Source organism: Terrisporobacter muris (genome assembly GCF_024621905.1).
In the GTDB taxonomy this organism is placed as follows: domain Bacteria; phylum Bacillota; class Clostridia; order Peptostreptococcales; family Peptostreptococcaceae; genus Terrisporobacter; species Terrisporobacter muris.
Window position 1 is genome coordinate 1 of record NZ_JANKBY010000027.1, and the last position, 22,193, is coordinate 22,193.

At 28.5% G+C, this 22,193-nt stretch carries 18 protein-coding genes; 16 read left to right on the forward strand and 2 right to left on the reverse strand.

Annotated elements, in window-relative coordinates:
* Positions 1-48 precede the first annotated feature (48 nt).
* The gene (locus NSA58_RS03930; RefSeq protein ID WP_039679700.1) at positions 49-558 is read right to left on the reverse strand and encodes a ferritin; all 510 of its coding nucleotides are present in this window, start codon (positions 556-558) and stop codon (positions 49-51) included.
* Positions 559-757: 199 nt separating this feature from the next.
* Between NSA58_RS03930 and NSA58_RS03935 the strand changes: the two genes are divergently transcribed.
* The 13 genes from NSA58_RS03935 (at position 758) to NSA58_RS03995 (ending at position 18,383) form a co-directional block, all read left to right on the forward strand.
* Positions 758-1,420, forward strand: coding sequence for a B3/B4 domain-containing protein (locus NSA58_RS03935; protein WP_039679699.1), 663 nt, complete (start codon positions 758-760; stop codon positions 1,418-1,420).
* Between the two features lie 53 nt (positions 1,421-1,473).
* On the forward strand, positions 1,474-2,133 hold the full coding sequence (locus NSA58_RS03940; protein WP_139044984.1) for a pentapeptide repeat-containing protein: 660 nt from the start codon (positions 1,474-1,476) through the stop codon (positions 2,131-2,133).
* Between the two features lie 105 nt (positions 2,134-2,238).
* On the forward strand, positions 2,239-2,649 hold the full coding sequence (locus NSA58_RS03945; protein WP_039679698.1) for a YkvA family protein: 411 nt from the start codon (positions 2,239-2,241) through the stop codon (positions 2,647-2,649).
* Between the two features lie 120 nt (positions 2,650-2,769).
* Entirely contained in the window at positions 2,770-3,552 is a 783-nt protein-coding gene (locus tag NSA58_RS03950; RefSeq protein WP_039679697.1) for a Cof-type HAD-IIB family hydrolase, read from the forward strand.
* A gap of 231 nt (positions 3,553-3,783) precedes the next feature.
* Positions 3,784-4,395 (forward strand): response regulator transcription factor, encoded by a 612-nt coding sequence (locus NSA58_RS03955; protein ID WP_039679696.1) that lies wholly within the window; start codon positions 3,784-3,786, stop codon positions 4,393-4,395.
* A gap of 166 nt (positions 4,396-4,561) precedes the next feature.
* Complete coding sequence (locus tag NSA58_RS03960; protein ID WP_257560120.1) at positions 4,562-9,043, forward strand: Ig-like domain-containing protein; 4,482 nt, start codon at positions 4,562-4,564, stop codon at positions 9,041-9,043.
* Between the two features lie 224 nt (positions 9,044-9,267).
* On the forward strand, positions 9,268-11,079 hold the full coding sequence (locus tag NSA58_RS03965) for a DUF4430 domain-containing protein (RefSeq protein WP_039679695.1): 1,812 nt from the start codon (positions 9,268-9,270) through the stop codon (positions 11,077-11,079).
* Positions 11,080-11,335: 256 nt separating this feature from the next.
* Positions 11,336-13,087: a hypothetical protein gene (locus NSA58_RS03970; protein ID WP_257560121.1), complete on the forward strand. Its 1,752-nt coding sequence runs from the start codon at positions 11,336-11,338 to the stop codon at positions 13,085-13,087.
* Positions 13,087-13,713, forward strand: coding sequence for a cohesin domain-containing protein (locus NSA58_RS03975; RefSeq protein WP_257560122.1), 627 nt, complete (start codon positions 13,087-13,089; stop codon positions 13,711-13,713). Before NSA58_RS03970 ends, NSA58_RS03975 begins: the two co-directional genes overlap by 1 nt.
* A 23-nt stretch (positions 13,714-13,736) precedes the next feature.
* Positions 13,737-14,963, forward strand: a complete 1,227-nt coding sequence (locus tag NSA58_RS03980) for a DUF4430 domain-containing protein (RefSeq protein WP_052232978.1) — start codon at positions 13,737-13,739, stop codon at positions 14,961-14,963.
* Positions 14,960-15,850, forward strand: a complete 891-nt coding sequence (locus tag NSA58_RS03985; RefSeq protein WP_039679693.1) for an energy-coupling factor transporter transmembrane component T — start codon at positions 14,960-14,962, stop codon at positions 15,848-15,850. The genes NSA58_RS03980 and NSA58_RS03985 overlap by 4 nt, the downstream gene beginning before the upstream one ends.
* The gene (locus tag NSA58_RS03990) at positions 15,823-17,520 is read left to right on the forward strand and encodes an ABC transporter ATP-binding protein (protein ID WP_074429160.1); all 1,698 of its coding nucleotides are present in this window, start codon (positions 15,823-15,825) and stop codon (positions 17,518-17,520) included. Before NSA58_RS03985 ends, NSA58_RS03990 begins: the two co-directional genes overlap by 28 nt.
* A complete protein-coding gene (locus NSA58_RS03995; protein WP_257560123.1) occupies positions 17,478-18,383 on the forward strand; it encodes an ECF transporter S component in 906 nt (301 codons plus the stop codon). The genes NSA58_RS03990 and NSA58_RS03995 overlap by 43 nt, the downstream gene beginning before the upstream one ends.
* 55 nt (positions 18,384-18,438) lie before the next feature.
* Here NSA58_RS03995 and NSA58_RS04000 read toward each other — a convergent pair whose 3' ends face one another.
* Positions 18,439-19,374 (reverse strand): substrate-binding domain-containing protein, encoded by a 936-nt coding sequence (locus NSA58_RS04000; RefSeq protein WP_039679691.1) that lies wholly within the window; start codon positions 19,372-19,374, stop codon positions 18,439-18,441.
* 167 nt (positions 19,375-19,541) lie between these two features.
* Between NSA58_RS04000 and modA the strand changes: the two genes are divergently transcribed.
* Genes modA through NSA58_RS04015 form a run of 3 tightly spaced genes read left to right on the forward strand, consistent with a single transcriptional unit; the run spans position 19,542 to position 22,114 of the window.
* A complete protein-coding gene (gene modA / locus NSA58_RS04005) occupies positions 19,542-20,348 on the forward strand; it encodes a molybdate ABC transporter substrate-binding protein (RefSeq protein ID WP_257560124.1) in 807 nt (268 codons plus the stop codon).
* A 23-nt stretch (positions 20,349-20,371) separates the two neighbouring features.
* Positions 20,372-21,052: a molybdate ABC transporter permease subunit gene (modB, locus tag NSA58_RS04010; protein ID WP_039679689.1), complete on the forward strand. Its 681-nt coding sequence runs from the start codon at positions 20,372-20,374 to the stop codon at positions 21,050-21,052.
* A 3-nt stretch (positions 21,053-21,055) separates the two neighbouring features.
* On the forward strand, positions 21,056-22,114 hold the full coding sequence (locus NSA58_RS04015) for a sulfate/molybdate ABC transporter ATP-binding protein (RefSeq protein WP_074079140.1): 1,059 nt from the start codon (positions 21,056-21,058) through the stop codon (positions 22,112-22,114).
* Positions 22,115-22,193: the final 79 nt, after the last annotated feature.

A 22,193-nucleotide genomic window follows, 5' to 3' on the forward strand; every position in this document is an offset into this window, starting at 1 on the left:
AAAAAATAAGTTATCTATAATGATTGTCATTATAGATAACTTTATAGATTAATTTGTAGCAGGAGCCATATAAGTTCTATTTGCTAATTCATCATCAAGCATATAAAGTGCTGCTGAATTGTTTTCACATCTTTTAACTTTCTTTAGTAAAGAGTTAAAGTTATTTTCTTCTTCAACTTGCTCATCAATAAACCATTTTAAGAAACTTATAGTAGCATGTTCTCTTTCTTCAGTAGCTATATCAGTAATATCATAAATTCTATTTGTTACTATTCTTTCGTGAGATAAACCGGTTTCAAATAGATCTACCATACTATCATACTCTTTTTTAGGTTGTTCTATTTCCCCAAGAACTACTTTGCCACCCTTTTGGAATACATAATCATATAACTTCATGGCATGGTCTAACTCCTCTTTTGCTTGAACTCTAAAAAAATTAGCAAATCCACTTAGGTCAGATGACTCGCAAAAAGCAGACATTGCTAAATAAGTATATGAAGAATAGAATTCAAAGGTTATTTGATCATTTAAACTTTTTTCTAGTTTTTCACTTAACATATTCACACCTCTTAAAATAATATTTTAACTATTATCATTTTAACATAGTGTATGGGATAATTTGGCTATAAAAATAATTTATGTCAAGAAAATATTTTTATTGGTAAATTAAGTGTGGATATAAACAAAAAATTGGTTAAAATGATAAATATATTTTTTTATAGTATAATTATATCTAAATAGAAAAGGGGCTGAAAAAATGAAAATAATAATTGATGATAAAATTAATGAAAAATGTAATAATATAGCAATAGGCTCTATCGAAGCTTATGTAAATGTAATAGAGGATAATGAGCAATTATGGAATATAATTGACGAAAAAGCGAAAGAAATAGAAAATAATGTTCCTGTTAAGTCAATAACTACAATAAAAAATATTGCAGATTCTAGGGTGGCTTATAAATCTTTTGGAAAAGATCCATCTAGATATAGACTATCTTCTGAGGCATTATATAGAAGAATAGCTAGGGGACTTGGTTTATACAAAGTTAATAATGTAGTAGATATAAATAATTTAATTTCTTTAAATTCTTCATACTCAGTGGGAACTTATGATTTAGATAAAATAAGTGGAGAGATTCATTTTACTATAGCTGATGAGGGAGAAACTTATACAGGAATAGGAAAGGGAGAGTTGAATATTGCTCATTTACCAGTATTTTATGATGATAAAGGTAAATTTGGCAGCACTACTTCAGATTCTGTAAGAGCAATGATAACTACAGATGCTAAGCATATTTTAATGAATATAATTTCGTTTAATGGAGATGATGAACTAGCTAAATATATGGATGAGGCTTGTGAATATTTAGAAAAATACGCTGACGGGAAAATTATATGTAAAGAAATAAATAAATGGTAATATAATTAAATAAAAATAATTATTTTTCCAAAGAGTATGGAGGAATTTTAAGGATGGAGATGAGTAAATTGAAAAAAATTCAAAAGCCTAAAATAAATATTAATTTAGAAGTGATAAACACTGTGGATGACTTTTTAGAATTAATAGAAGAAGATGAAAAAATCTGTGATAAACTGATTGAAAACATTGATATTCCAACAATGGATGAGTCTAGGTTATCTTTTGACAGTTGTGTTTTTAAAAATGTAAATTTTGAAAACTGTACATTTAGATATATAGACTTACTAGATGTGATATTTGAGAAATGTGATTTATCAAACATTGATTTTTCTGAAGGAAGTATTTTTAGGACTGAATTTGTAAATTGTAAAATGATAGGGTGTAAAATCGAAGATGCACATTTAAAAGATTGCTTATTTAAGAATATTTTAGGTGACTACAGTAGCTTTGCTTTCAGTAAATTGAATAAGGTAAGTTTTGAAGGTTCGTCTTTTGCTTCTAGTGTATTTATGGAAGTAAAAAATAAATATTTAAATTTTGATGATTGTGATTTTAAAAAAACAGTTTTCACAAGAACATATTTAGAAGATGTAAATTTGTCTAACTGTGAAATTGACGGAATAGAAATTGGAATACCAGAACTATACAAGGCTAAAGTAAATGCTAGCCAAGGATTAGAATTAGTAAGGTTAATAGGATTAATTGTAGAATAAACTATACTAATACATAAAAAATTTTCTTGAATATAGTCCATTTTTGTTTTAATATATTGTATAAACAATTATGTGGAAATATCTTATTCTTAAGGAGAATGTATAATGAACAAGACTATGAATACTGGCAACAGGTTTTTAGATAGTTTTAAGAGGGTATTAGTAAAATTTAGAGAAGCTGGATTTGGTATAGGATTTATAAAGAATCTGCCTAAAGTTGCAGATTACTTTAGTGATAGAAATGTATTTTTTTTAGGAAAGGCTAAAGTATTCTTTTCTTTTGTAGCTACACTAATATACTTTGTATTTTCTATAGATATTATTCCAGAAGCTTTATTTGGTCCATTAGGATTTTTTGATGATGCTTTTATGATAATATGGGCAATCGGCATAATTAATGAAGAGCTTGATAAATATAAAGGTCCACAAGACCCCAATATGAGGGGAAGTAAAAATGTATATAAAGATCCAAATATAATAGATGATGCTAGATATAGTATCAAAGACGATGAATAAAGCCAGTTTTATACTGGCTTTTTTTAAATAAATATGTCATAGAAAAAATACAATTGAAAAAAATATAACTTAAGGCTATATTTTATATGTGAAGAAAAAGGCGTTAGGGAGGATAATAACATGAAAAATAGAAAAATCTTATTTTTTGATATAGATGAAACTTTACTTTCTCATAAAACTTTCACTATACCGGAAAGTACAAAAATTGCACTAAAAAAAGCAAAAGAAAAAGGACATTTAATTTTTATAAATACAGGAAGAACAAAATCATTAATTGGTGACGATATAAAAGAAATAGGTTTTGATGGATACGTTTGTGGATGTGGTACTTATATAGAAGTTAATGATGAGGTACTTTATTCCAATAGGGTAAGCAAAGATAATTATAATATCATATTAGATTCATTAAAAAAATATAAGTTAAATGCTGTACTAGAAGGTGAAGAAGCAATATATGTGGATGAAAACACAGAAGATGACTTCTTACTATCAAATTTAAGAAAACAAAACTATCCAATAAAGACCTATGATTTAGATAATATGACATTTAATAAGATGTTTATTAGATACGATGATAATAAATATATAGACGACTTTTGTGAAGATATAAAAGAACTATTTGATTATATAGATCATGGAAAAGGAACAAGAGAGTTAGTACCTAAAGGACATTCAAAAGGGAGTGGCATAGATTTCTTAGTTAATCATTTTAACATTGATAAAGAAAATACCTTTGCTTTTGGAGATAGTAATAATGATATACCTATGTTAGAGAATGTTTCAAATAGTATAGTTATGGGAAATGGAAATCCAGATTTATTTAAAAAGGCCACTTTTGTTACAAAGCATATTGATGAAGATGGAATAGAGCATGCAATGAAATATTTTAAAATTATTGATTAGGTAGAAACCTCCTTTTTATTAGGAGGTTTTTTTTAGAACAATAAGGTAGTACTACTTTAATTGACAGGATTTAACTTAAGTGATAGACTTTTTTATAAATACATATAGTTAAAGAAATAAAGGAATTTATTTGGGTTAAGGTTATAATTTTTTCAAGATTGAGGAAATAAATTTAAAACTAAAATGTCAGCTTAATTGATTTTTTGTGTTTTTGCTAAGGAGTGAAATAAAATGAGTGTTTTGGTTATTTCAGAATCAGATATTATAATTGGAGTAGTAGAAGATATACTAAATAATAGTGAAGATGAAATTGAAGTTATTTCTGTGAAAAAATTAGAACTTATTTGTAATATGCAGTACGATAATATTGAAATGATAATAATAGATATTAGAAATGACTATTTAGAATTATTAAGCTTTATAGAATCTATAAAGTCTATTAATAAAGGAATAAAAGTTATTGTATTGGATATTAGAAAAAGAGGTGTTATTTTTAAGAGAGCTTTAAAAAATGGCGTGGAAGGTTATGTTGCAGATATACCTGATAAACATGATTTTTCCTCTATTATACAAAGTGTAATAAAAGGGAAAAAATATTATGATTTGGACTTATTGGAAAAGTTATTTGAACATGAAGAAAAGCATAGTAGAAATAAACTAACTAAAAGAGAAGATGAAGTGTTGCAATTAATTGGAGATGGTTGCAATAATAAAGAAATCGGTAATAAACTGTATATTACAGAATGTACAGTAAAAAAACATGTTAGTAATATTTTTGTTAAGTTAAACCTCCGAAATAGAAAAGAAGCAATTTCTTATGTGAAGTTACAAAGTAAAGAATAAAAATATTTATATGGTATTACTTTAAGTAGTACTACCATACTAATACAAAAAGACTAGACTATGTTCTGGTCTTTTTTTTTATATAATTTTAATATAACAAAATATATCCGTTTTAGAAATATTTTGTAAAAGTCACAATAATAAACTTAAAAGGGGGATGAGTTTGATGAAAAAACTCAAGGGAAGATTTTTATCCCTAATGATGTCTTTAGTGCTTGTATTTAATATGATATGTCCAATATTTGCAAGTACAGAGAATCAGACTAATCAGAAGTTGGGCTATATTGAGGGAAAAACTCCTCAAGGGTATGTAACTTTAAGTGTAGAAAAATTTACGCTTGGTTTGGGTTATATACAAGAGCCGATTATAGTTCCTTATTATGAAGGTGATAATGGAGCTAAAGTTATGGACAGAGTTATTGGAAGTGGAAATTATCAAGCAACAGGGGATCTTGAAAGCACTTTTTATATTTCTAGTATAAAAGATAATGACTACAGAACAGAAAATATACCAACATATATTTTAGAAAAGTTATCAAGTGATCCTACTGGTAGAAAAAAAGAAGGCTGGCTATCTGCATTTGATTATACTCAAATGTCAGGTTGGATGTATACTGTAGCAAATGAATTTTTAAATGTAGGTGTAGCAGGATATCACCCAGAAAATGGGGATGTAATGAGATGGCAATTTACTGTATATGGATATGGTGAAGATTTAGGATCATCTTGGGGTTCGATTAAAACAGCTAATAAAGACAAATTAACAACAGCTGTTGCAAAAGTAAATAGTGCAGATAATAAATTATCATTATTAAACAGTATGAAAGTAAGAAAAGCTTATGATAAAGCCAATAATGTATTAACAAATATGGAAAGTACACAAGACGAGGTAGATAGTGCTTTAAAATCCTTAGAAAGTGCCCTTAAACAATTAGGTGTGAATGATAACATAAATTCACCATCACCATCTGTTAATGATGCAATAAGCTCTACTGGAAAATTCATGATAAATACTGTTCCAGAACCTGCTTTTGGAACAAATGCAGGAGAGTGGACAGTTCTTTCTCTTGCAAGGGGAAATATAAGTGTCCCACAAAATTATTATGAAGATTATTATAAAAGAATAGAGCAGATTGTTGAAGAGAAAAAAGGCGTATTACATTCTAGAAAATATACAGAGTATTCAAGATTAATTTTAGCATTGTCTTCAATAGGCAAGGACGCAAGAAATGTGGCAGGATATGATATGGTGGCTCCATTAGGAGATTTTGATAAAGTAGTATGGCAAGGAATAAATGGGCCTATTTTTGCACTTATAGCTTTAGATACTAGGGATTATAAAATGCCAACAGCACCAAAAGGCAAAGTACAAGCTACAAGAGAAAAATATATTGATTATATACTAAGTAAAGAAATAAAAACTGGTACTGATGAAGCTGGAGGATGGGCGTTAAGTGGAACTACACCAGACCCAGATATAACAGCCATGGCACTGCAATCATTGGCGCCATATAAAGATGATAAAAAAGTAGCTCCTTTCATAGAAAGAGCATTAGCTACACTTTCTAAAATTCAAAAAGAGAATGGTGGTTATGCAAGTTGGGGAACAGTAAATAGTGAGAGTGTGGCTCAAGTTATCGTTGCTTTATGCGCCCTAGGCATAGACCCAACAACAGATTCTAGATTTATAAAAGAAAAAAATTGGTTAGTAACAGCAATTATGGAATATTACTGTGAAGGTGGAGGATTTAAACATACATTAGATGGAACCTTAAATGGTATGGCTACAGATCAAGCAATGTATGCCCTTGTTGCTTATCAAAGGTTTGTACAAGGTAAAAATAATCTTTATGATATGACAGATGCGATATCAATGTCACTGAATGATGTAACTTTACAAAAAAATGAAAGTAAAAAACTAGAATTAAAGATAAATGGAGACTTTATAGTTAAAGATATATACTGGTCTACAGAAAATGATAAAATAGCAACAGTTTCACAAGATGGAACAATAGAAGGTATAGGTGTAGGTACTACAAAATTATATGCTTATGCAAATGGGCAAACTGTATCTTGTAATGTAACAGTTCAATCAAAGCTTACTGGTGTAAAGCTTAGCAAAACAGAATTATCTTTAGATACAGGAAAGACATCTACTTTAAGTGCAACTCCTTTACCAGGGGATGCTATGGGAGATACTACTGTGACATGGAAATCAGAAGATGAATCTATTGCAAAAGTTGATGAGAATGGCTTAGTAACAGCAATTGCTGCAGGAACAACAAATATAGTGGCACAAATAGGTGAATTTACAGCCAAATGTAGCGTTACAGTAAATATACCTATAACAAAAATTACTATAAATCCAAGTACAGCAAAAATAAGTGTAAATGGTACTATAAAACTTTCTGTAGTTACAGAGCCAGAAAATTCAACAGTAGATAAAACAGCAACATGGACAACTTCTAGTAGCTCAATAGCTATAGTAGATAAAAATGGTGTAGTTACTGGTAAAAAGGCAGGAACTACAAATATATACGGTAAAGTAGGTGGAAAATCTGCTTACTGTAAAGTAACTGTTATAAGTCAAGATGAAGAAACAGCAAACTCTGTTATGGAAAAAATTAATGCAATAGGGGATGTTACATTAGCTAATAAATCAGAAGTTGAAGAAGTAAGAAGAGTATATGATTCATTAACAGAGGAGCAAAAGAAATATGTTACAAACTTAGAAAAATTACTTAAAGCTGAGGAAACAATAAGTAATTTAGAGATAGAAAAAGTAAAAACTGTTATATCTAAACTTCCAGATGAAATAACTTTAAAAGATGAAGATATTGTAAAGGGAGCAAGGAAAGCATACGATTCATTAACAAAAGAACAGCAAGAATTATTAAATAGTGATTTAATAAATAATATAACTAAAATAATAAATGCAGAAAATGCAATTGTTAGTATAAAAGCAGTTAACAGAGCATTTGCAGATAAAGTTATTAAAGCTATAAATAATATTAATTTAAGTGATGGATATAGCGATAAGAATAAATCAGATATATTATCAGCAAAAGTAATGTATGACTCATTAAGTGATGATCAAAAATTATTGGTAGATAATACTGTAGTATTAAAATTAAATAATTATATAGAAAAAATTAAAGAATTAGAGATAAGCAACTTTGTAAGCTTAGTTGAGAAAATTCAAAGACCAGCACTAGAAGAAGATATGAATAAAGCGGTAGTATCAATAAGTGCATATGGAAATATGGAAGACAGTATTAAAAATAATGACAAAGTTAAAACTGCAAAATCTACTTTAGATGAAATAGTAGCTGAAATAGGAAAAGACAAAGTAAATAAAGAAACTGCACAAGCTCTTGTAAAAGAATTTGGAGATTTACAATTGCCATTAAAGGCTAATAGAAGTACTGTAGAAAAAGCTAAGATGCTAGTAAATAGATATGAATCATTAAACTCACAATCTAAAAAATATTTTGATTCAAATAATTCAGCAAGAGAAGATTATAACAAAGTGATAGCAAACTTAAAATTAATTAAAAAAGCTGATGCATTTGACAGTAAAGTAAAAGAAACTTCTTTAGTAATTACTAATAAAAAACAATTAGAAGAAGGAAAATCATTATTAAATGAAGTTGATAAACTTGATAAGGATGTACAAAATTATTTATTAACCATATCACAAATCAATAATTTAAAAGATTTAGTAGCAAAAGGAGAAGTAGACTTAAAAGAGGCGACTAAGGTAGATAACTTAATAAGTAAAATACCAGCCAATATAACAAAAAATGATTATGCAAAAATTAAAGAAGTAAAAGCTGCTTATGATAAATTAAGCAAAGATCAAAAAAATTATGTGGAAAAGGTAGATAAATTAAACGAAGCAGTAAGTAAATTAAAAGCTGAATTTGATAATAATGTAACTATAAATAATATTAAATACAGTGCAACTACAATTACAGGAAAAGGACAAGGCGGAGCGAAAGTGAAAGCTTATGTTGGAAGTAAATTAATAGGATCTTCAGTAGTATTAGCTGATGGAACCTATTCAATAAAAATACCTAGTCAAGTAGGTGGAACAAAAGTCACTATAAAAATGACTAAAGGTGGATATATTTCTCAAGAAGCAATAAAAACAGTATTAAAGCAAATAAAAACTTTTAAAGTAAATAGAGTAAAACCAAATAATAAACTTGTTACTGGAACAGGTATGGTAGGTGCTACAGTTAGGGTATACAATGGAGATAAAATAATAGGAACAGCAACTGTAGGAAAAAATGGAAAATATTCCGTTAAAATACCTTCACAAAAACTATATACTAAGATAAGTGTTAGAATTTCAAAAAATGGATATTGCACAAGATTAAAAACAACAACAGTTTTAAATGTTTTCTCTAAGTCACTTACTGTAAATGCCGTAAAATCAACATCAAAAAAAGTTACTGGTAAAGGTCAATCAGGAGCAACAGTTAGAGTTTATGTAAATGACAAGCAAGTAGGAAAATCAGTTAAAGTTAGTAAAAATGGTACTTACTCAATAAGTATACCAAAACAAAAGAAAAAGACTAAAATTACAGTGAAAATGAGCAAAACAGCAACAGCCAGTACTTATAAATATATAACTGTAAAATAATAAAAGTCATCAAATAATATAATTTAATATATATTTGTCATAAAATTTGCCATTTTTAATAAATCCTCCAAATTTGGAGGATTTATTTATATAAATGGTAGTAGAGGTAGGTAGTACTACTGTAGTGATTTTAGTGTAATCTTATTGTTAATTTATTGATAAGAAATTTATCAGTAACTATAATCAAATGAGTAGTTAGAATACTTTTATTAAGGGGTGATTTCATGAAAAGAGCAAAATCTATATTAGGGAGAATGTTATCAGTATTAATGGCACTTGTTTTAACTTTTGTTATGAGTTTTGTTATGCCACAAAATGCTGAAGCTGCCTCTAGTCCAAAAGGATATGTTACAGTTAGCATGGAAAAATTTACTTTAGGGCTTGGTTATATCATAGAGCCAGTAAGAGTTCCTATATATGAAGGAGATACTGGCGCAAAAGTTATAACTAGATTAATAGATGAAAATTTGGGAAAAGGTAGTTATGAATATACAGGAAGTATAGGAAATCAATCGGGAGTAGTAGGACAAACATTTTATTTAGCAAGTGTAAGGGATAAAGATAAAAGAGATGCTAAAATACCTAAATATATTTTAGATGTATGTGATGAGCCTTATGGAAGAGACCGAGATGAATGGTTAGGTGAATTTGATTATACATTTATGTCTGGCTGGATGTATGCTGTAAATAATTGGTTTCCTAACTATGGATCAGGTAGTTATAAACTAAAAGATGGAGACGTAATGAGATGGCAATATACTGTCTGGGGATATGGAGCTGATTTAGGCTCAACATTCATGTCAGATGATGGTGGTACTGATGCATTAATAGATGCAGCAAACAAGGATGATTTAACTACAGCTGTTGCTAAAATAAATAGTTCAGATATGAAAGAACATATTTTGCAAGATAAAAATGTAAAATCAGCTTACAATAAAGCATACCGTGTATTACAAGATATGGAATCTAAACAAAGCGAAGTGAATGCTACATTAGCTACTTTAAATAAAGCTCTAGATAATGCTAAAAAACCTAAAATATTGTCACTTAATAAGATAGTAGACCAAGAATACACAGGAAAAGAAATAAAGCCATCAGTTACAGTAAAAGATGGTAATAAAACATTAAAGTTAGGAACAGATTACAAAGTATCATATAGTGATAATAAAAATGTCGGAAGTGCTACAGTAACAGTAACAGGTATTGGCAATTATGAAGGTTATATAGGAAAAGCTAAATTCAAAATTGTAAGGAAAAAAGAGTTTTCAGTATATTCAATATCAGATAAGTCATATACAGGAAAAGAAATAAAACCGACAGTTACAGTAAAAGATGGAAGTAAAACATTAAAATTAGGAACAGATTATACAGTATCATATAGTAATAATAAAAATATCGGAAGTGCTATAGCAACCGTAACAGGGAAAAATAGTTATAAAGGATTTTCAAAGAAAGTTACTTTTAAAATTGAACCAAGAAAAGTAAAAAATGTGAAAGCAACATCAACAACTTCTTCAGTTAAACTTACTTGGGATAAAGTGTCAGAAGCAACTGGATATAGAATTTATAGATATAATTCTAAGACTAAATCTTATGATTATATAAGTAAAGTAGCTAAAAATAGTACTACTTATTATACAAATTCAAAAAGAAGTTCTGCGACAAGTTATACTTACAAAGTGAGAGCGTATAAAACAGTTAGTGGAAAAATTTATTATGGTAATTTTAGTGATTCTAAAAAAATAACAACAAAGCCGTTGACTCCAAGTATTAAATTAAGTACAGGGAGTAAAAAAATTAAAGTAAGTTGGAATAAAATATCAGGCTCAACTGGATACGAGGTTTATAGAGCAACAAGTAAATCAGGAAAATACTCAAAAATAAAAACAGTAACTAAGGGGTCAACATTATCATACACAAATATCAAGCTTAGCAAAGGAAAAACATATTACTATAAAGTAAAAGCATACAAAACGGTAGATGGTAAAAAAGTTTATAGTTCATATAGTAGTGTAAAATATGCAAAAGCAAAATAGATGATAATTTGAACTATTAAAAAGTAAAATTTTTATAAAGTACTATAAGTAAAATAATATAGTTTTAGGAGTTAGGATATTTTAGTAATATTTATCCTAACTTTTTTATAAGAAGTATATTGAAAAAGTAGTATATAAAGGTAGTACTACTAAAGTAATTTAAGTATAATCTTTATCTTATTTTATTGTATATAAATAAAATAAAAATTACCATTTAAATAGAATAAAGTAATGTTTTTATAAAGGGGGAAAGATTTTGTTTAGGAATAGAATATTAAAAAAAATAATATGCATATTAACAATTCTAGTAATTATAAGTACTTTTGTAAGTGGATCTTATTCATTATCACTTAAAACTCCCAATCCTAGTGTTAAGGAAGCAATAAATAAAACAGGTATATTAATTCATAATAATACACCTGACCCAACAGTAGGAACATTTAGTGGGGAATGGTCTATACTATGTTTAGCAAGAGGTGGAATTAAAGTACCGCAGTCTTATTATGATAAATATTACTCAAATGTAGTTAAAACGTTAAAAGAATGTGACGGCATTTTACATAACATGAAGTACACAGAGTACTCTAGAGTTATTTTAGGACTAACATCTATAGGAAAAGATCCAAGAAATGTAGGGGGATATAATTTATTAGAAAAATTGGCTGATTTTAAAAAAGTTATCAAGCAAGGGATAAATGGACCTATATTTGCACTTATTGCATTAGATACAAATAATTATGAGATACCACAGGTAAAAGGTATAGAAGCTCAGACAACAAGGGATATGCTAATAGATTATATATTAAGCAAAGAGATAACTCAAAAATCTGGAACCGTAGGAGGATGGGCTCTTAGAGGGAATGTACCTGATCCAGATATTACGGCAATGGCTCTTCAATCTCTAGCTCCATACAAAAATGATGAAAAAGTAAGACCTTATATAGAAAGAGCACTTAATGTGTTATCAGAATTACAAAATAAAAAAGGCGGATATGAAAGTTGGGGAACTACAAATAGTGAAAGTGTTGATCAAGTTATAGTAGCACTATGTGCCCTTGGAATTGATCCAGCAAAAGATGAACGATTTATAAAAGAAGATGGAAGTTGGCTTATATCTAATTTACTTACATTCTATGTAAAAGGTGGAGGATTTAAGCATGTTTTAGATATGGATATTGACGCAATGGCAACAGATCAAGGTATGTATGCATTAGTTGCCTATCAAAGGTTTGTAGATGGTAAAAATAGATTATATGATATGACTGATGTAAATAAAACTCTTGATACTGGAGATAATCCTGATTTAGATAAAGATGACAATAAAGATGATTATGACAAAGATAGTAACAATGAAAATAATTCAAGTACTCTAATTAATAATGGAGGTAATTCATTAGGAACTTATTCATCTAGCGCAAATAATTCAATCAATAAATCAAACAACATATCTTCTTCTAATAATAAGAGCAAGGATAAGGAAGCTACAATAGTAGTAAAAAGCATATATGAAGGTGAGAAAGATGGTTTAATAGCAGAAAATAAAAAATGCATAATAGTAGAGTTTCCTAAAAAAAATGATAAAGTATCTGTAGTATTTAATAAAAAATATAAGCTTTACTATAGTGAAGAGCTATCAAAATTAAGCAAATCACCAACATATATTTCTCTTATAGACAAGAGTATTGAAAAAGATGTTCTGTTAGAAATGAAAAATTATGAATTTAAAGAAAATGAAATAGATGAAATATTATTTGGAGATATAAATGATGATAAGGTAGTAAATGCACAAGATATATTAAATATACAATCAATATTAAATGGAAAGTTAAGTCGTCCTAATGATAAAAAAATCTTAGCAGCAAATGTATCCGTGGATTCTAAAATAGATAATGGAGATATAGATAGTATAATAAGTAAATTTACAAGTAATAAAAAATATAAAATTTTTACTATTTATGATGATAAAAAAGATAATAACGATGATGATAAAGGAGGTGAAGGAGCATAATGTTAAAAAATTTTACTAATAAAAAAATCAGTATTATTTTGGCTCTTGCTGCAATTGTATTAGTGGGAGGAACTATCTACAGTATTCAAAAAACTAAGTATAATAAGATTGATATGGTAAGTGAAACAGAAGCAACAACAAAAGATGTAGAACTATATTTCAACTCAAGTGAAGACTCTAGGGGTAGTAATATTGTTAATGTAGATTTAAAAGTTTCACATTTGCCTTCAAATATTTATTCTAGTGCAAGTTTTTCTATTAATTTTGATAAAGATAGGTTGGAATTTATAAATTTAAAAAAAGGTGATATTTTAACTTATTCTTCTAAATCTCCTGATTGGCAATATGATGTGAATAATAGCAATAAAACGGGTTTAATAAATGTTATATATTTGGACTCATCTGGAGGTAGAGAATCCTTTACTAATAAATCTATAAGTAGTGATAAAAATAGTATATTAAGATTAGAATTTAAACTAAAGGATAATATAGAAAATGCTGATGGATTAAGCTTGAAAATAGAAGATGCTGTATTTGCAACTATAAAAGGTGATTTAGATAATACTAGTTTATCAACAAAGAAAAAGACTATAAAAACAAAGAACTTTATATTTCAACTTAAATAATTAAGTTTTTGGTGGAGGAGAAAATGAAAAAGATAAAAAGTAAATTAATAGCATTGATAGTCATTACTATTTTTTCTTTTGTAGGTTGCTCAAACGTTAGTAGCAATGAAGGTGGTAGCCCTTCGGGAAGTAATAATAAAATACCTGAAAATGGAGCAGTTACAGCAGAAACTTTTGAGAAAATAAAAGATAGTGGAAAAATGGCTCTTCTTCAAGGGGAAAATAAAACTTTTTCTTATGAGTGGATGTTTTTACCTACGGATATAACAGAAACTAAAGATATTAACTTATTAGTTAATTCAATTGATGGTAAGGCAGAAGATGTAAAAAAAGAATGTGACTCTAAAATTGTTTATGGATTTTCATTTGGAGAGTCTACAAGTTTAGATAGTAAAATTGCATTATCATTAATATTTAAAGATAAACTAGACTGCACTGCGGCAGATATATATCAATATAATGGAGATAAATTAAAAAAAGTAACAACAGCTACAGTAGACAATTCTTCTGGAACTACTTTTAATTTTAGCATTCAAGAAAGAAAAGGAGACTTTTATATTGTAGGTAGCGATCCTAAACAAGCTGCAATAGATGAAGATAATAATTCAAGTAGTGCAAGTGCATCTAGTGGTTCAAGTAATGAAAGTAAAAGTGAAAAAGAACAAGCAAGTTTACAATATAAAATTGAGCATGGGATTAACGTAGAACAGGGAACCGCTGGAGAGGGTGGAAAGGATAAATATTTAACAGATCCAACTCCAGCTGGAAAACCAAAACCATTTGAATGGAATGAAGGTGGAAATAAAGTTGATAAAAGTAAAGTAGCAGGTTATGTAACTTTATCAATAGATTGTAAAACTTTATTAAAGCCAGCTAATAGAAAGGTTGCAATAGAGAATGGTAAAGGTGATATGATTCCTAATGATGGAATTATATATAAAACTAAAAAAGTTAAGTTTTATAAAAATGAAACAGTATTTGATGTATTATTAAGGGAAGTTAAAGCTAATAAGATTCATATGGAATTTTCTATGACACCTATTTATAACAGTAATTATATAGAGGGTATACATAATTTATATGAATTTGATGGTGGAGAGTTAAGTGGATGGATGTATAAAGTTAATGGATGGTATCCTAACTATGGATGTAGTAGATATAAATTAAAAAATGGTGACAAGATAAATTGGAGATATACATGTGACTTAGGTCAAGATGTTGGATGTGATTGGATGGCAAATAAAAAATGATAAATTCATTTAAATCTTATCATCCAATTGTAAATTTTTATTATTTTACAGTAGTAATATTATTTTGTATGTTTTTTATGCATCCTGTATTTTTAGGAATATCTTTTATAACATCATTTATTTACTCCATTTGTCTTAATGGAGGAAAAGCTATAAAGTTTAATATATTATATATGATACCATTTTTAGTATTTTGTGCAGTAATAAATCCAGCATTTAGTCATGCAGGAGTTACAATTCTTTGTTATTTTAATACGGGGAATCCATTAACATTAGAATCTATTATTTATGGGATAGCAGCAGCAACTATGTTTATTTCTATGATTTTTTGGTTCTCTTGTTATAATGCAGTAGTATGCTCAGATAAATTTATATATTTATTTGGAAAAATAATACCAGGGCTATCACTTATAATCTCTATGGTGTTAAGATTTGTACCAAAATATAAGGCTCAAATTAAGGTAATATCAAATTCACAAAAGTGTATAGGTAGAGACGTTAGCAACGGAAATATAATAACCAAGGCGCTTAATGGAATTAAAATTTTATCTATAATGATGACTTGGGCGTTAGAAAATGGAATAGAAACGGCTGATTCAATGAAGTCAAGGGGGTATGGTCTTAAGGGAAGAACTAGTTTTTCTAACTATAGATTTGATAATAGGGATAAAATGATAATGGTACTCATGATATTTTTTACAATAATCATTTTAATAGGAAATTATAGAGGCGAAAATAATATGATTTATTTTCCTGCAATTAAAATGGTACCGATTACAATATTTAGTATAATTGATTATTTAGCTTATTTTCTTTTATGCATTACCCCAGTGATTCTTGATATTAAGGAGGAGATAAAATGGAGACATTTAGAGTTGAACAATTAGCTTTTTCTTACCCTAATATAGATAAACAAGCTTTAAAAAATATAGATTTAACTATTGAATCTGGGGAGTTTGTAGTTATTTGTGGAAAATCAGGTTGTGGGAAAAGTACATTGATAAGACATTTAAAAACAGTGCTTACACCTTATGGGAAAAGGGAAGGGAAGGTATATTTCAAAGGTAGATCTCTTGATATAGTTGATGATAGAACACAATCATCAGAGATTGGATATGTATTACAAAGTCCTGAAAATCAAATAGTGACTGATAAGGTTTGGCATGAGCTAGCCTTTGGACTTGAGAGCTTAGGATATGATAATAAAACCATTAGACTTAGAGTAGCTGAAATGGCAAGTTTCTTTGGGATACAAACATGGTTTGGAAAAAATGTAACAGAGCTTTCTGGAGGACAAAAACAACTATTAAATCTAGCTTCAATTATGGTCATGCAACCTTCTGCACTGATTTTAGATGAACCAACAAGTCAACTAGATCCAATAACAGCTAGTGATTTTTTAAAGACTATAAAAAAAATCAATGAAGAGTTGGGAATTACAATAGTAATGGTAGAGCATGACTTAGAAGAAGTATTTAATATGGCAGATAGAATAATACTTATGGATGAAGGTGAAATAATCATTGATGACAAGCCAAAGAACATTGGAGGTAAAGTGAAACAACTAATACCAGAAATGTTTGAGGCAATGCCATCACCTATAAAAATAGCATCTTCTTTAAATACAAATGAAACACCAATTACAGTAAAAGAAGGTAGATATTTTATAAATGAGCTATTTTCTAATGAGGAAGTTGCATATACAAGAATAGAAGATGATAAAGAAAATAACATATCAGAAGATAAAGCTGCCATAAAAATGAAGGATGTTTGGTTTAAATATGAGAAAGACGGAAATGACGTTTTAAAAGATTTAAATTTTGAAGTTAAGTCAGGAGAGTTTTTCTGCGTGGTAGGAGGAAATGGTACAGGTAAAAGTACTACAGTTTCTTTGATATGTGGAATAAGAAAACCTTATAGAGGTAAAATAGAGATCTTTGGTAAGAATATACAAGAATATAAAAATAAAGAATTATTTGATAATAATTTGGCTATTCTTCCTCAAGATCCTCAAGCTTTATTTGTGAAAAATACAGTAGAAAAGGATTTATATGAAATGCTTCCTAAGTTTGGAATGAGTAAAAAAGAAAAAGCAGAAAAAGTAGCAAAAGTAGCAAGACTAGTTGAAATAGAAAATTTATTAAATCATCATCCTTATGACTTAAGTGGAGGAGAGCAACAAAGAGCTGCTTTGGCAAAGGTATTACTTTTAGAACCTAAATTATTAATACTTGATGAACCAACAAAAGGTTTAGATGCACATTTTAAAGTTAAATTTGCTAAAATGATTAATAAATTAATAGAAAGTAAAGTAACAGTAGTTATGGTATCTCATGATATAGAGTTTTGTGCTAGTTATGCTCATAGATGTGCTCTTTTCTTTGATGGAAATATTGTAACTAGTAATACACCAAATAAATTTTTCTCGGGAAATAGTTTCTATACTACTGTAGCAAATAGAATGAGCAGACAAGTATTTGAAAATGCTGTAACATGTGAGGATGTGATAACTTTATGCAAAGGGAACAAGGAATCAGTTCTACAAACACTAGCTTAGTAGACGAGCTATATTATGATACTAACTCATTAGAAGTAGCAAAAGAGAAGACCATATATAAGAAAGTCATAAATATTGAAGAAAAAAGAAGAAAAAGCAGACGATATTACTTTATGAGAAACAGAGTGACAAATAGACATATATTAACCGACTCAAAATTAAGTAAAAGAACTTTTGTAGCCATGTTTATAATACTACTTGCCATACCATTTACTATATACTGGGCAGTTTTTCATGGAAATCAAAGGGAAAATTACTATATGACTAGTTTAATTATAGTTATAGAAACTATGATACCATTTTTTATGGTATTTGAGGATAGAGACCCACAGGCAAGAGAATTAGTTATAATAGCAGTACTAGCAGCTATAGCGGTAGCTGGAAGGGGGGCATTTTTTATGCTTCCTCAATTTAAACCTGTTGCAGCTATAGTAATAATAACAGGAGTTTGCTTTGGAGGAGAAGCAGGTTTTTTAGTTGGAGCTGTGTCTGGACTTGTTTCAAATTTCTTTTTTGGGCAGGGTCCGTGGACTCCTTGGCAAATGTTTGCTTTTGGAATAATAGGATTTATAGCAGGAGTGTTATTTAAAAAAGGAATGTTAAAAAAGAAGAAAATATCTCTATGCATATATGGAGGTATTTCAACTTTTTTAATATATGGTTTCTTATTAGATACTGCATCAATACTTATGTTTTCGGAAAAAAATATAACAAAAGCAGGTGCAATATCAGTATATATAAGTGGTGTTCCATTTAATATAGTTCATGCTATATCAACAATATTTTTCTTATTTGTGCTTAGTAAACCTATGATAGAAAAGCTTGATAGGATAAAGATAAAATATGGGTTAATTGAACCATAAAAAATAATGCTCCACTTGAGGAGCATTATTTTTTGCCACATAAATAAAGTGAATTTTAGGTTTGTCCAACAATTTTACCAGTATCTTTTAAATCATACCCTCCAAGTCCTTCAAGTTCACTTTTAAACTCTTTAGAAGATAAAATATCAACAATAGATTTATAAATTGGGTTATTTAAATCATAACTTTTTATAACTAAATCATAACGTTCTTTTTGAAGAGGAATAAAATCGATATTATCTACTTGTTTAGAAACTTTTTCATTACCAATTCCCACATCAGCATCACCTCTAGCAACACAGCTAGCAACACTAAGGTGAGATGTTTCCTCATTTTCATATCCCTTTATATTATTTGATAAATTAAGAGAATTAAGCTTTCCATCAAGTAAAACCCTAACGCCAGAACCTTTTTCTCTATTAATCATAGTTATATCACTTCTATTTAAATCATTCCATGTTTTAATATTTTTAGGATTTCCGCTTTTAACATAAAAGCCTTGCATTCGATAAGCAATATTAATTAAAGTACAAGATACACCTGGAAGTAGTTTCTTTACAAAGTTAGTATTATATGTATCTGTTTCGCTATCCCAAAGATGGCAAGAAGATATGGAAACATTATTATTATACATGTCATATAATCCATTATAACTACCTATATTAGAACGATATGTTCTTATATTTTTTGTTCTAGATTCGATCATTCTACATAAGATATCTAAAATAATATCTTGGCCAGAAATTATAATTTCTCCACTTTTTACTGAAGAGGATTTAATATTAATAGTAGGTTCAAGTGACAAAATAGGTTTATTTGTAAATGTATTTTTTTGATTATTTATATAATTTTCAACATCAGTTTTATCGATTCTTATTTTCCTACCAACCTTATAAGAGGGAAGTTCTCCTCTTTTTATCATTTCATAGACTGTATTTTTTGTAATGTTTAGCATTTGTGCAACTTCCATTGCATTTAAAGATGAATTCATAATAAACACCCCCCTAGAAATATTGTAGCATAAAATATTTTTTTTGCTAATTATTCTAAAAAATGTACAAATTTGTTGCGCTAAAAGTATCAAATATATACAATATAAGTTATAAAACATGACATAATACTATGAAACGTAATTAAACACAATAAAGGGGGATATTTATGAAAGTATTAAAAAAGTTAGGAATAATAGGATTGTTTTTAAGTTTAGCCATAGGAGTAGTTGGATGCTCTAGCAGTGAAGATAAAAGTAAAAAAGATGATACTGCAAGTGAAGAAACAGTTACATTGAATATATCTGCAGCAGCATCTTTACAAGAAGCAATGGCTGAATTAGAGACAAAGTTTAAAGAAATAGAACCAAATGTAAAATTAGAAGTTAACTTAGGTGCATCTGGTGCCTTACAACAACAAATAGAAGAAGGAGCACCTTGTGATGTATTTATATCAGCAGGTGAAAAACAAATGACTGCATTATCAGACAAAGATTTATTATTAGCAGATACTAATAAAACTTTATTAACTAATGATTTAGTATTAGTAGTAGCTAAAGGAACAAAAGTTAAAGACTTAGATGCACTATCTACAGATGATATAAGTAAAATAGCTATAGGTGATCCAGAATCAGTACCAGCTGGTAAATATGCTAAAGAAGTTTTAGATAACACAAAGATATATGACAAAGTTAAAGATAAATTAGTTTTAGCTAAAGATGTTAAAGAAGTTTTAGCTTGGGTACAACAAGGAAACGCTGAGGTTGGATTTGTTTACTTAAGTGATGAACAAGGTGCCGATGGTGTTGAAGTTGCTTATACTACTGAAGCAGATAGTCATTCACCTATAAACTATCCAATAGCAGTTTTAAAATCTAGTAAAAAACAAGATAAAGCAAAAGCTTTTGAAGAATTCTTATTAAGTGCTGATGGACAAACTATTTTAGAAAAATACGGATTTAAAAAAGCTAAATAGGCTTTAAGATAGGAGAAAGAAGAATGAATGCAGGATTAACACCTCTTTGGATTTCCATAAAGACATCATTATTAGCAACATTTATAACATTTTTCATAGGAATAGGAACTGCGTATCTAGTAGCAAACTACAGAGGAAAGTGGAGAGGTTTTATAGATAGTTTATTTACACTGCCTCTTGTTCTTCCTCCAACTGTACTTGGTTTCTTTTTGTTACTTTTATTTGGTAAAAATGGACCAATGGGAAAATTATTAGAACTTATGGATTCAAGTATTATATTTACTTGGACAGCTACTGTTATAGCCGCTGTTGTAGTGGCTTTTCCTATGATGTATAGAAGTGCCAGATCTGCTTTTGAACAAATTGATAATAATTTAATATCAGCAGCCAAAACTCTTGGACTTAGCAATTGGAAGATTTTTTATAAGATTGCAATACCACTTGCTTGGCCTGGAATAATTGGTGGTGTTGTATTATCTTTTGCTAGAGCTTTAGGTGAGTTTGGAGCGACTTTAATGATAGCAGGAAATATTCCGGGAAAAACTCAGACTATGCCATTGGCAATATTCTTTAAAGTACAGGCTATGGACTACAAAGGAGCAATGCTTTGGGTTTGGACTATAGTAGCTATTTCAGTTGTAATGATATTAATATTAAACAAATGGTCAGACAAACAACAAGAAATTGTAGGGAAGAGGGGTTAGGTCATGTCATTAATAATAGATATAGAAAAAGATTTTGGAACCTTTTCTCTAAAAGTTAATATAGAGCAAGAAAATGGGGTTTTAGGACTTTTAGGGGAATCTGGATGTGGGAAAAGTATGACTCTAAAATGTATTGCTGGAATTGTAAAACCTGATAAAGGGAAAATAATTTTAAATGGAAGAGTATTTTTCGATTCAGAAAAGAAGATAAATATTCCTCCTCAAGAACGTAAAGTAGGTTACTTATTTCAAAACTATGCCTTATTTCCTCATATGACAATTAAGGAAAATATAGAAATAGGATTATCTAGTCTTAGTAAGGATGAAAAGAAAAAAATTGTAAAAGAATATCTTATAAAAATGAAGCTAGAAGGATTTGAAAATAGATATCCTCATCAATTATCAGGAGGACAAAAGCAAAGGATAGCATTTGCTAGAGCTTTAGCTTGTAGTCCAGATATACTTCTTTTGGATGAACCATTTTCAGCGCTGGATTACCATCTAAAAAGTAATATGGAAAATGAATTAATAGAAATTATTAAAGATTTTGAAGGTCATATAGTTTATGTAACGCATGATATAAGTGAATGTTATCGTGTATGCGATGACATAGTTGTATTTAATAGAGGTAAGGGATTAAACAAAAGATCTAAAGATGGTTTATTTAAACATCCTATGTCAATGACCGAAGCAATTATTACAGGATGTAAGAATATTTCACAAATAGATATTATTGATGAAAAAACAGTTTTTTCTAAGAACTGGGGAATCAAATGCGTATTATCTAATAAAGTAATAGATGGTGCAAAATATGTTGGCATTAGAGCTCATCACATAAGAATAGTTCAAAATAATTTACAATTTAGTAGAGCAAATTTATTTCAACTTTCTGTAGTAAAAGTTTTTGAAAATTCATTTACATATATAGTATATGTTCAAAATTTAGAATATGAGAATTCTAGTGCAATACAATTGGAAATTAATAAGAATGGAGAACCTTTAAAAGAAGGAGATAAGGTTTTTGTAAAATTTGACGAAAATTGTTTATTTGATTTTATCTAAAACAGAATTATAAAATAGTAAAATTATAAAACGATAGAATTTAAAGGTTGAAAAACTGTAAAATTTTATCGTTTTTTTA